The following is a 12,311-nucleotide window of genomic DNA, read 5'->3' as shown; positions in this document are numbered from 1 at the left end:
CGGCATTGCGTCCAAAATCTCCAATTACCTCGACGCTTCGGGTTGCAGACATCCGGATAATCAATTTTGCCGCGTCTAAGAAGCGGGAAGGTGTAAAAAAGTATGCCAAGACGCCCACCGGATGGTGACCGAAGCCCAGAACCGCTGTCACACTTTTTTACAGAATAACGTCTTGTCGGGCACACGAGTGTGAAATGTCGCCCCCAGGCTGCGCAACGCCGAGACATGAATGGCGCAGCTGAATGAGGGGCTAGGATATGAGTTACATAGTTTGTCGCAAGGGCGTTGCATCGGGACTGGTGATGGCGATCGTTGCATTCCCCGGGATCGCGGCGGCCGGGGACGAATGGGAGTTCGAGATCGGAGGCGGCGTCGGATATGAGTCCAAGTACGAGGGGTCCAATGAAATGGAGGTCATGTTCCTCCCGGTCTTGGGCGTTACATGGAACGACAGGGTCTACCTCACGACGGAAGATGGATTGGGCGTCGTCGCTTACGACGACTATGATCTTACTGCGGAGGTCAGCGTCAACTATGACTGGGGCCGCGACGAAAGCGACAGTTCCGACCTCGATGGGCTGGGCGACATCGATGGCGCGCCGACTTTGAACTTGAGCCTCGAGTATGAGATCGGCCCTGTGAGCCCGTTCGTCGAGCTGACCCGATTTCTCGGAGGTAGCGACGGACTGGAAGTGTCTTTCGGTATCGAAACCATGATCCCCGTGAGTGCCTTGATAGGCGAAGGTTCTGCGTCAGGTATGGCGGAATCGGACGACGAGGACGAGAGTGGCCCAGCGATCCTGGCCGGAGTCTCCACGACGTGGTCCGATGACAAGTACATGGACAGCTACTTTGGCATCAACTCGACGCAGTCGACGCGCTCCGGCCTTTCGCGGTTCAACGCGAAATCGGGCTTTAAAGCAGTCGGTGCGGAGCTCGGCTTCGTATATCCCGTCTTCGAGAGCTGGGAGGTTCGCACGATGATCGAATACACTCGATTGGTCGGTGACGCGGCGGACAGCCCGATCAGCAAGGACAACAACGTTCTCTTTGGCGGGCTGGCCGTTTCCTACAAGTTCTGAGCGATCGTTGAGGGCCAACGCTTGGCCCATTGATCCGCCCCCGATCAGCAACGACACCCAACATTCCCTTATGGAAGTCTTTGCCAAGCGGACGCGGCGCCCAACGGCCCAACGCAAACATCGGAGCATAAGCTGACATGAAACAGATCGAAAAACCCCAAAAGAACCTGGTGATGGGACGCCGCAACTTTCTAACTGGCGCGACTGCATTGGGTGTCGGTGCCGGACTATCCGCACCCGCCATTGTCTCCCGCGCCGCCGCCGCAGAGCCATCGGTCATCGCGTTGCGAGACCAGGATCTGCAATTTATCGCCACGGAAGAGACCTATACCACCGACGAGTTGATCGCGCTGAACGCGATTAACGACGATCACGTAGAGTACCTCAAGGAGACGGGTCTTGCCGAACTGGGCCCTGGCCGCCTCGGCGCAATGGATGAGGCGGGGATCAATGTTCAAATCCTCTCCGCACATACGCCGGGCGTGCAGAATCTCCCGGGACAGGAAGGCATCGATTTTGCCTACCGTCTCAACAAGATGATTGCCGATGGCCCGATGGTCACCTATCCGGGGCGGTTTCAGGCCTATGCGACTTTGCCGCTGCAGGAACCGGAGGCATCAGCGGATGAACTCGAACGCGCCGTTCGGGAAGATGGCTTTGTAGGCGCCATGACCAATGGATTCGTTGGCAAGAAATTCCTCGACCACCCGGATTTTGAGCCCGTTCTGGCGCGCGCCGAGGCACTTGGTGTGCCGATATACCTGCATCCAGGCTTCCCGCCTGAAGAGGTCTTCGAGATTTACTACCGCATTACCCGGCCGGGATATAACGAAGAGTACCAGGACTACATTTTCAGCGGCTCAGGATATGGATGGCACCAGGAAGTCCTTACTCAATCCCTTCGGCTGATCATGACTGGGGCGTTCGACAGATTCCCTAAACTGCAGATGATTATCGGCCACATGGGAGAGGGGCTTCCGTTCTTCTACGAGCGTATCGTGGGTGATATGGGCGACGTGACCGAAAATGCTCTGAACAAGCCTCTCGGGCAGTACTTCAACGACAATTTTTGGTACACAACCAGCGCCTTCTTCCAGGATGAACTACTCCATCTGCTGCTGAGGTACATCAGTGTAGATCGAGTGATGTTTGGAACCGATTACCCCTTTGCAGACATGAAGCAGGGAACCGACTGGTTTCGGGCAGTCGATCTGCCCCGTGAAGCCAAGGAAAAAATCGCGTTCCGAAATGCAGAAAAACTGTTCGGCATAAAGGTCTGACGCCGCCGTCCCGCCCGGCGCTGCAGACAGGCGTTCCCTCTTTCATCCGTCGCTGGGCTGCGCCGCAAAGGCGCATTAGTGCCAATTCATACCAACCGTCTTTGCTAGGAGCGAAGCCATGATACATCGCCGTGAAGCAGGTCGGCGGCAGCAGCTTGCCGTTGCCGCCGCCCTGCTGGCCGGGCTTACCGCCTGCAGCTACCGCGGCGGCATCGATAATCCGGCGACGATCAAGACGACCTGGATCAGCTACCTGAACGGCGACGATATCCGCGCCGCCTGCACCGAGGGCGCGCCGCTCAGCTACCGGCTGATCTACAATTCCGATTACGACGTCCAACTGCGCAGCTATGAGGTTGCCGGCGATGGCGCCGGCGGTGCCACGATGACGGCGCGGGTGCAGGGGCCGAGCGGTCTGGTGGTGAACGAGGCGATCTTCTCGGACTCGCTCGGCTTTGCCCGCCGGATCGAGCGCGAACGGCCCCTCGACGCTGCGCAGCGGGACGCCCTAGACGCCGCGTTGGAGGCCAGCGGTGCCTTTGCGCCGGCGCCGCGGGGCCTGCAGCTGTTTTCCAAGGAAACCTACTGGATCACCAGCCTGTGTCGCGACGGGACGTTCCATTTTAACGCCTGGCGCTACCCCTCCGACCGCTTCGACGCAATCAGCTTCGACGAGTTGCTCTTTGCCCTCGACGACACCGGTATCGCCGTGCGCGCGCCGGTGGCGGTTCCCAGCACCGCCGCGGCTAACGTGCCAAGGCGTCGGGAGAGCAGTGACGAGCGCGGCAACTACTTCCTCGTCAAAGTGGGAGATAACGGCTTTACGGATCGGTTGACGTTCTGAGGCTCTGGCCTTCCAGATTGCCTCTGGGCCAAGGCGGGTGTCTGGCTTCGGGCTTGAGAGCCGAACTCCCAATGCTTGCCCGATCCGCCGTTCCCAAAAAGAAGGGGGTGCCACCGCCGTGGCACCCCTTCAGTTCACAGGGAGAACTCAGACGTGAGTCGTACAGGTAGGAATACTGATACTACGGGTACCTACTCTACGTGAGTTACTGTCCTGCTACTCTTCATGAGCAGCCGCTGGTGCCGCCGCAGGTGGCGCACTTCAGGCATGTGCCGTTGCGGACCAGCGTAAAGTTGCCGCACTCGCCGCAGGAGTCGCCTTCGTAGCCCTTCATGCGTGCTTCGCGCATGCGTTCCAGGCGGGAGTCGACTTGGCGCACGACTGTGGCCTCGACGGCATAGGCTTCGGCGGAGCCTTGCGAGCCGACGAGCTCTTGGGAGACGCCGCTGGCACTCACGGTGGTGGTCGTCTGGGACACAGGTCCCAGCGGCATTCCCGTGGTGCCGTTGGCGGCGCCGCCGTTCACGACCAGAAGCTGGTTGCGCACGTAGCCCTTGGAGGCATAGCGGCGCACCGTGGCGGCCACCGATTCCTCGGGCAGGTCCCCCTGGCCGTCGCCGGTGCCCAGGCTGTCCGGCATGATGTCAGCCGGTTCCACGTGGGCCAGGTCGTTGCGGCCGAGGTAGGAGATCGCAAGCTCCCGGAAGATGTAGTCGAGCACGGAGGTCGCCATCTTGATGGCGTCGTTGCCGTCGACCATGCCCGAAGGTTCGAAACGCGTGAAGGTGAAGGCCTCGACGTACTCTTCCAGCGGCACGCCGTACTGCAGGCCGATGGAGATGGCGATGGCGAAGTTGTTCATCAGGCTGCGGAAGGCGGCGCCTTCCTTGTGCATGTCGATGAAGATCTCGCCGACCGCGCCGTCCTCGTACTCACCGGTGCGAAGATAGACCTTGTGGCCGCCGACCACGGCCTTCTGGGTGTAGCCCTTGCGCCGCTGCGGCAGGCGGCGGCGGCCCTGGGCGCGTTCGACGACACGCTCGATGATGCGCTCGGCGACGATCTGCGCGCGCTCGGTCTGGCTGGCCGCGGCGATCTTGGCGGCCAGCGGCTCCTCGTCCTCGTCGGTGATGTCGTCGAGGATGCTGGAAGCCAGTGGCTGCGACAGCTTGGAGCCGTCGCGGTAGAGCGCGTTGGCCTTGATGCCCAGGCGCCAGGACAGCATGTAGGCGTCCTTGCAGTCCTCCACCGTGGCCGTGCCCGCCATGTTGATGGTCTTGGAGATGGCGCCGGAGATGAACGGCTGTGCCGCCGCCATCATGCGGATGTGGCTCTCGACCGAGAGGTAGCGCTTGCCGTGCCGCCCGCAGGGGTTGGCGCAGTCGAACACCGGCAGGTGCTCGTCCTTCAGGCCCGGCGCGCCCTCCAGGGTCATGGCGCCGCAGCAGTAGGCATTGGCGGCGTCGACCTCGGCCTTGGTGAAGCCCAGCGAGGCCAGCATGTCGAAGGATACATCTTCCAGCTCGGCCCGGGTGAAGCCCAGCGCCTTGATGCAGAAGTCCTCGCCCAGGGTCCACTTGTTGAAGGCGAACTTCACGTCGAAGGCGCTGGCGAGGCCGGCCTCGAGGGCCTGCAGCGCGGCCTCGGTGAAGCCCTTGGCCTTCAGGCGCTCGTGGTTGATGCCGGGGGAGTCCTCCAGGGTGCCGTGGCCGACCGCGTGGCGGATGATCGCCTCGATCTCGCGCTCGCCGTAGCCCATGGTGCGCAGCGCTTCCGGCACCGTGCGGTTGATGATCTTGAAGTAGCCGCCGCCGGCCAGCTTCTTGAACTTCACGATGGCGAAGTCGGGCTCGATGCCGGTGGTGTCGCAGTCCATCACCAGGCCGATGGTGCCGGTCGGCGCGATCACCGTGGTCTGGGCGTTGCGGTAGCCGTGCTTCTCGCCCAGCTTCAGCGCCTTGTCCCAGGCATCCTTGGCCGCCTTGATCAGCGCCTTGTCGGGGCAGTCGCGGGCTTCCAGCGGCACCGGCGCGATGGAGAGTTCCTCGTAGCTGGCCCGCTGGCCGTAGGCGGCGCGGCGGTGATTGCGGATGACCCGCAGCATGTGGTCGGCGTTCTCGCTGTGGCGCGGGAAGGCGCCCAGCTCCTCCGCCATCTCGGCGGAGGTCGCATAGGCGACGCCGGTCATGATGGCCGAGAGCGCCGCCGCCAGGGCGCGGCCCTCGTCGGAATCGTAGGCGACACCGGAAGCCATCAGCAGGCCGCCCAGGTTGGCGTAGCCGAGACCCAGGGTGCGGAAGTCGTAGGAGCGCTGGGCGATCTCCGCCGAGGGGAATTGCGCCATCAGCACGGCGATTTCCAGCGTCAGCGTCCACAGCCGGACGGTGTGCTCATAGGCCTCGATGTCGAAGGCGTCGGCGCCGCGGCGGAAGGCCATGAGGTTCAACGAGGCCAGGTTGCAGGCCGTGTCGTCGAGGAACATGTACTCCGAGCAGGGATTGGAGCCGTTGATGCGGCCCGACGCCGGGCAGGTGTGCCACTCGTTGATGGTGGTGTCGAACTGCACGCCCGGATCGGCGCAGGCCCAGGCGGCGTAGGAGATCTGGTCCCACAGCTCGCGCGCCTTGACCTTCTTGTGCACCAGGCCGTCGGTGCGCCGGATCAGGCTCCACTTGTCGTCGTTCAGCACCGCCTCGATGAAGGAGTTCGGCACCCGCACGGAGTTGTTGGAGTTCTGGCCGGAGACCGTCAGGTAGGCGTCCGAGTCCCAGTCGGTGTCGTAGGTCTTGAAGTCGATCGAGGTGTAGCCCTGCTTGGCGAACTGCACCACGCGGGCGATGTAGTTCTCCGGCACCAGGGCGGCGCGCGCGGACTTCATCGCCGCCTTCAGCGCGAAGTTCAGCTTCGGATCGAAAGCGTCGGTCTGCTCGGCACCTTCCACGCCTTTGAAATCGTGGCAGGCCTTCATGATCAAGTTGAGGTGCTTGTCACAGGTCTTGGAGCCGGTCACCAGCGCGGCGACCTTCTGCTCCTCGACGACCTTCCAGTTGATGTAATCCTCGATGTCCGGGTGGTCGAGGTCGACCGTCACCATCTTGGCGGCGCGCCGCGTGGTGCCGCCGGACTTGATGGCGCCGGCGGCGCGGTCGCCGATCTTCAGGAACGACATCAGGCCGGAGGAACGGCCGCCGCCGGACAGCGACTCGCCGGACCCGCGCAGGGCCGAGAAGTTGGTGCCGGTGCCCGAGCCGTATTTGAACAGGCGCGCCTCGCGCACCCACAGGTCCATGATGCCGTTCTCGTTCACCAGGTCGTCGCCGACCGACTGGATGAAGCAGGCGTGCGGCTGCGGGTGCTCGTAGGCGCTGGCGGCGCGCGTCAGCTCGCCGGTCGAGAAGTCGACGTAGTGATGGCCCTGGCTCGGACCGTCGATGCCGTAGGCCCAGTGCAGGCCGGTGTTGAACCACTGCGGCGAGTTCGGCGCGGCCATCTGCTTGGCCAGCATGTAGCGCATCTCGTCGTAGTAGGCGCGGGCGTCCTCCTCGGCGTCGAAGTAGCCGCCCTTCCAGCCCCAGTAGGTCCAGGTGCCGGCCATGCGGTGGAACACCTGCTTGGCCGAGGTCTCGCCGATGAAGCGCTCGTCCTCGGCGATGTCGGCCATGGCGTCGTGATCGGGCTCGGACCGCCACAGCCAGGCCGGGACGTTGTCCTCGGCCACGCGCTTGGACTTCAGCGGCAGGCCGCGCTTGCGGAAGTACTTCTGGGCCAGGATATCGCAGGCGACCTGCGACCAGGAATTGGGAACCTCGATGTCCTCGGCGCGGAACACCAGCGAACCGTCGGGGTTGCGGATCTCACTCGAGGTCCGGCGAAACTCGATCTTGTCGTAAACTTCGGTGCCAGCTTCCGTGAAACGACGCGCAACCCGCATTCGGACTTCTCCAATTCGCTACTGTCTGTTAATGCCGCATCGCGTCAAAGACGAAGGGGCAGGGCCTGATGATGTCCTGCTTGGACTCTCGGCCTGGATGCTCTTCCGCTGCCCCCGAAACCCGCGCAAATCCTCATGATTTGCTGCATCTTGTGACGCCATGTAATTAAACCACAACATATGGCTGAGGTCACCACATTTTGGGTTAAAAATTCCTTAAGCGACGACGTCTGGGGGTGGACAACTCGGGGGAAGCGCGGGATGCCGCGGCTTCCGGCTGGTGTCCCAGCGGAAGAAATTTTTATGACCGCTCGGCGCGCCGGCCGCGGACGGGCGGGACTCGCGGAAACGGCCCCTTATGCCGGGGTGCTGCGGCGGCGGGAGTCGCCGCCCGCCCGGGGTGGCCAAGCGGGAGGCTAGGCGCGCTCGGCGAGCGGCAGGTTGACCAGCAGGTTCTGCGGTTTGAGGCGCAGCTGCTTGTCCTCGGTCATCGCCATGGCGAGGTATACCGGGCGGCCGGCGATGTGGGGTGCCACCACGGAGGGGTCCAGGAACTCCATGCGGAAGAGCGAGAGCAGGCGCGCGAGGCGGCCTTCACCGACCTCGATGCCGTTGTAGAGGTCGTTCAGCATCGCGCTGCCTTCGGCATCCAGGCCGATATGCCAGACCCAGCGCTCGTCGCTGATCTTCTGCACCGGCTGGATCGAGACCGCGACGTCGTAGAAGTGCGCGATCCATCGCTCCAGCACGCGGCTGAGCGCGTCGAGGCCCGCGCTGGCGAAGTTCAGGCTCAGAACGGTGTCGTAGCGGCTGTCGCGGCTCCAGTAGATCGCCGCGTTGTCCTCGGTCAGCACGTCCAGCTCGACGGTGCGCAGCGGTGTCTGTGCCTCGGAGACCAGGCGGCCGAGGCTGCCGAAGCCGCCGGAGCTGGCGTACATCTCCACCGTCTCGGCGTCGGCGGCCATGACGGCGCCGTCATTGATGGTGACCGCCTGGGCGCGGAACAGCAGCTCGGCGGCGCGAACCTTCAGCGGGTCCTGTTCGCCCTCCAGCATCGACCGCGCGATGACGTGGGCCAGCTGGTCGACGAACAGCGGCGGGACCCCCACGCCCTTTGCGATCCCCCCGGGGTCAAGGAACAGCTTCACGTAGGCGTCCTCGAGGCTCTCGGCCGACAGCAGCCGCTCGCGGAAGCCCAGCACCACCTGGTAGTTCTCGATGGCGTCCGGATCGGCCATGGCGGCCAGGCGCTCGCCGCTCACCGCCTCGCGCGGATTGCGCAGCAGCGCGGCATGCAGCGCCCGCTCGGCCGCGTTGGACTCCTCGACCGGGCGCACCTCCGGGCGATTGAGATAGGCGCGCAGGAAATCGTCGGTCACCGTGAGGTGACCGGCCGTTCCCCGTTCGGGGGCGCGCCGCTCGAGAAGGTGATAGCCGGAATCCCGCCAGAAATCGTGCATGGCCGCTTCTATAGGGGGCGCCCGGCGGACTGTCCAGCGGTGCCCGCAGGGCCGGCCCCCCGGTCTGGCGAGATCGTTTACCAGGTAAACGAATTTTACGGGGCGGGGGCGCCCCCTGCGGCTGCGGCGTTGCGCGCAACCCTCGTGCGAACTGCGCCGCGGACAACCTCGCCGATCGCGCACCCTTGGCTTGACGCAGATCAATTCGTGCAAGCGCTTCAGCGTAATGGGAAATTTTCGCGCTCGTGGGCGCGCCGAATTTTCCTTTCGGTAAGCATTTTCGCTAAGGATGCCCTGGAAATTCGAACGAGAGCAGCGATGTCACGACCCACAGTCTCCCCGACCGGCCGCGAGAGCCGCTACGACACCGAAGAGATCATCGTCTCCAAGACCGACCTGCAGGGCAGGATCACCTACGCCAACGACGTCTTCCTGCGCGTGGCCGGCTTCTCGGAAGACGAGATCATGGGCCAGCCCCACAACATCATTCGCCACCCGGATATGCCGCACAGCGTCTTCAAGCTGCTGTGGGACACGCTGGCGACCGGCGAGGAGATCTTCGCCTATGTGATCAACATGGCGCGCAACGGCGACCATTACTGGGTCTTCGCCCATGTGACGCCCAGCTTCGACGCCTCGGGCGCGATCACCGGCTATCACTCCAACCGCCGCAAGCCGGACCCGCAGCAGATCGAAAAGATTCAGCCGATCTATCGTAAGCTCTGTGAGATCGAAACCGGCGCGCCGCGTCTCAAGGACGGCATGACGGCCGCCATCGAGTTCCTGCAGAACACCTTGAAGTCCCAGGGCACGACTTATGAACGCTTTGTTTTCTCTATCTAACGGGCAGCGCCTGAACGCCGTTGCGGTTCTCGTCCTGATGGCCGCGATCGCCTGGGAAGTGGCGACTGGCCACGTCGAGCCGGTTGCCCTGAGCGCGGAAGTCGTCGCGCTGGCGATCTGCGGCGTCTCGATGCTGATCCAGCATCGCGTCGGCCGCTCCGTACGCGCCGTCGCCACGGCCGCCGACGAGATCGCACGCAGCGGCGACTTCAGCCGGCGGATCATGAAGGGCAAGAGCAGCGCCGATGCTGAAGTTTTGCGCCATGCCATCAACTACCTGGTCGATGTTACCGACGCCTTCGTTCGCGAAGCCGGCGCCTCGATGCAGCACGTGGCGGCGGGCAAGTACTTCCGCAAGATCATCCTGCGCGGCCTGCCGGGCGATTTCCGCTCCAGCGCCAACCGGGTCAACGAGGCCATTGCCGAGATGTCCGGCAAGTCGGAACGCTTCTCGGCGCTGACCGGGACCTTCGAGAAGGAAATCTCGGCGACGATCGAAACGGTCGAGCGGGCCGCCAGCGCCATCGGCTCGCAGTCCAAGGCCCTAAACGGCTGCGCAGCGGACTCGAACCACCGGGCGACCGCCATGGCCGCCGCGGCGACCGAGGCCTCCGCCAACGTGCAGACCGTCGCCAGCGCGGCCGACCAGCTCTCCGCGGCGATCCAAGAAATCACGTCGAAGGTCGAGCGCCAGGCCGCCATCACCCAGCAGGCACGCGAAAACGCGGAGACGGCGAGCGATCGCATGCGCGAACTGGTCGAAACCTCCGAACAGATCGGCCAGGTGCTGGGCCTGATCCGGGACATCGCCGAGAAGACCAACCTGCTGGCGCTGAACGCCACCATCGAGGCGGCGCGCGCCGGCGAGGCGGGCAAGGGCTTTGCCGTGGTCGCCAACGAAGTGAAGGCCCTGGCCAATCAGACCGCCTCCGCCACCGGCCAGATCGCCCACCAGGTGCAAAGCATTCAGGAGACCACGCAGCGCACCTTCGCGGCCAACGAGCAGGTCACCCGGATGGTCGAGACCGTCAGCGAGATCGCCGCGGCCATCGCCGGTGCCGCCGAGCAGCAGAGTGCGGCCACCCGCGAGATCGCCAACTCCATCGGCCAGGCCTCGGCCGGCGCGGCGGAGATCGCCGAGAACATCACCGGCGTGACGGCGGCGGCGACCCAGACGCAGAGTTCGGCCGAGCAGCTCAGCAAGTCGGCCGACGACATGGCCGCGCAGGTCGGCACGCTGGAGCGCTCGGCCCAGGGCTACCTCACCGCGGCGCGGGCGATCGCAGGCTAGCATCCAGGGGGTAGGCTCGTTGCTCTATCCCGCGTTGCCCGGTTAACGCTTTGACAAGGCGGACCCTCTAAACCCTGGACGATGGGTGGGGACCAACAGCCAGCAGACCGGCCGGGCCCGGCGGTAGCGGTCGATCCCGTGGAGATCGACGCCGCGATGATTCGCGGCCTCTACCACCGCGTCCGCCCCCTCATCATCGCCAACTTCGGCGCCCTGATCCTGCTGACCTTCGCGCTGTGGGACCAGGCCCCGCGTCTGCCGCTGACCTTATGGGCGGCCGGCCTCGCCTCCTGGACCATGCTGCGCTTCGTCCTGGCGAAGATCTACCTGCGCCGTGAACGCCCCCTGTCGGAGACCTGGCGCTGGACGCTGGCCTTCGCCTGCGGCTCGACGGTCGCCGGCTGCCTGTGGGGCAGCTCGGTCGTGTTCGTCGGCGACCTCGCCAGCGACAACGCCAAACTGGTGACCGCCTTCCTGATGGCCGCGCTCAGCGCCGCGGCGATCGCCGGCTACACCAACAGCCTGCTCGCCTTTGCCGGCTTCATCACCCCGGCGCTGCTGCCCTATGCCTACCGGCTGATCAACCTCAGCGGCTCTCCCAGTCTCGTCGTTGCCCTCTTCGTGATGTTCTGGGCGCTGCTGCTGTGGGTCATGGCCCGGCATCTGAACGACGGCTTCCGCGAGAGCCTGGCCCTGAGCTTTCGCAACAGGAACCTCGCCGAGCAGTGGCGCTTCCAGCGCGACCGCGCGGAGGAAGCCAGCCAGGCCAAGTCGCGCTTCCTGGGCCACATGAGCCACGAACTGCGCACGCCGCTCAACGCGGTGATCGGCTATGCCGACATGATGGCGCGCAAGATGCTGGGGCCGCTCGGCCACGATGCCTACGAGGGCTACGCACGCGACATCCGCGACAGCGGCCGCCACATGCTGGCTATGGTCGACGGCATCCTCGACCTCAGCGCGGCCGAGAGCGGCCGGCTGGAGGTCGCCCTGAGGCCGACCGAGATCGGCGTCATCGTGACCAGCGCGGCGGCGCTGGCCGAGGAGATTGCCCGCACCAAGGACGTGACCGTCGAGGCCGCGATCGCCGAAGACCTGCCGCTGGTGAACGGCAACGCCGACCGCCTGTTGCAGGTGGTGATGATCCTGGTTGACAACGCGGTGAAGTATTCCGCCCCGGGCCGCCGGATCACGATCGCGGCAAACGAGGAAGATGCTGCCCCAGGCGATGCAACCGAAGAAGGCGGCGGTTGGATCACGCTGACGGTCGGCGACGAGGGTCCCGGCATGGACGCCGGCCTGGTGGCCGCGGTGCAGCGGCCCTTCGTCCAGGCCGAAGGCGAAAACCACCTGGTGCGCTCGGCCGACTCCCGGGCGCCGGACGGGCGGACCAGCCCGCGTCTCAGCCTGCCGCTGGCCAAGCTGCTGGTCGAGGCCCACGGCGGCACGCTGACCATCGACAGCGCCCCCGGCCACGGCACCCGGGTGACGCTCCGCCTGCCGGCCCTGGCGCCGGTGCCGGCGCGCGCGGCGGCGGTGCAGGCCGCCGAATAGCCGCCTTTTTGGCGGCTGCGGGCCAT

The 12,311-nt window shown here is 64.9% G+C and carries 8 protein-coding genes; 6 read left to right on the top strand and 2 right to left on the bottom strand.

Annotation, left to right across the window (positions count from 1 at the left end; genetic code table 11):
• Positions 1–302 precede the first annotated feature (302 nt).
• The 3 genes from WDC82_RS10800 (at position 303) to WDC82_RS10790 (ending at position 3,206) form a co-directional block, all read left to right on the top strand.
• Positions 303–1,082 carry a MipA/OmpV family protein gene (locus WDC82_RS10800; RefSeq protein ID WP_340117311.1) on the top strand — a complete coding sequence of 260 codons (780 nt, stop codon included), beginning with the start codon at positions 303–305 and terminating at the stop codon, positions 1,080–1,082.
• Positions 1,083–1,219: 137 nt separating this feature from the next.
• The gene (locus WDC82_RS10795) at positions 1,220–2,362 is read left to right on the top strand and encodes an amidohydrolase family protein (RefSeq protein ID WP_340117310.1); all 1,143 of its coding nucleotides are present in this window, start codon (positions 1,220–1,222) and stop codon (positions 2,360–2,362) included.
• Positions 2,363–2,480: 118 nt separating this feature from the next.
• Positions 2,481–3,206, top strand: a complete 726-nt coding sequence (locus WDC82_RS10790; protein WP_340117309.1) for a hypothetical protein — start codon at positions 2,481–2,483, stop codon at positions 3,204–3,206.
• Between the two features lie 223 nt (positions 3,207–3,429).
• Here WDC82_RS10790 and WDC82_RS10785 read toward each other — a convergent pair whose 3' ends face one another.
• Together WDC82_RS10785 and WDC82_RS10780 are read right to left on the bottom strand one after the other, a co-directional pair.
• Positions 3,430–7,137, bottom strand: a complete 3,708-nt coding sequence (locus WDC82_RS10785) for a vitamin B12-dependent ribonucleotide reductase (RefSeq protein ID WP_340117308.1) — start codon at positions 7,135–7,137, stop codon at positions 3,430–3,432.
• Positions 7,138–7,553: 416 nt separating this feature from the next.
• Positions 7,554–8,597, bottom strand: a complete 1,044-nt coding sequence (locus tag WDC82_RS10780) for a DUF6352 family protein (RefSeq protein ID WP_340117307.1) — start codon at positions 8,595–8,597, stop codon at positions 7,554–7,556.
• Positions 8,598–8,915: 318 nt separating this feature from the next.
• On the opposite strand from WDC82_RS10780, the gene WDC82_RS10775 reads away from it, so the two are divergent.
• The 3 genes from WDC82_RS10775 to WDC82_RS10765 all read left to right on the top strand — a co-directional run bounded on the left by WDC82_RS10775 (position 8,916) and on the right by WDC82_RS10765 (position 12,285).
• Complete coding sequence (locus WDC82_RS10775) at positions 8,916–9,440, top strand: PAS domain-containing protein (RefSeq protein ID WP_340117306.1); 525 nt, start codon at positions 8,916–8,918, stop codon at positions 9,438–9,440.
• The gene (locus WDC82_RS10770) at positions 9,415–10,731 is read left to right on the top strand and encodes a methyl-accepting chemotaxis protein (RefSeq protein WP_340117305.1); all 1,317 of its coding nucleotides are present in this window, start codon (positions 9,415–9,417) and stop codon (positions 10,729–10,731) included. Before WDC82_RS10775 ends, WDC82_RS10770 begins: the two co-directional genes overlap by 26 nt.
• An 81-nt stretch (positions 10,732–10,812) precedes the next feature.
• Entirely contained in the window at positions 10,813–12,285 is a 1,473-nt protein-coding gene (locus tag WDC82_RS10765) for a HAMP domain-containing sensor histidine kinase (RefSeq protein ID WP_340117304.1), read from the top strand.
• The last annotated feature ends 26 nt before the right edge of the window (positions 12,286–12,311 follow it).

It is taken from the genome of Pelagibius sp. 7325 (assembly GCF_037652055.1).
In the GTDB taxonomy this organism is placed as follows: domain Bacteria; phylum Pseudomonadota; class Alphaproteobacteria; order Kiloniellales; family Kiloniellaceae; genus Pelagibius.
The sequence above is the reverse complement of the archived record's forward strand: the minus strand, read 5'-3'. Positions and strand labels throughout refer to the sequence as shown.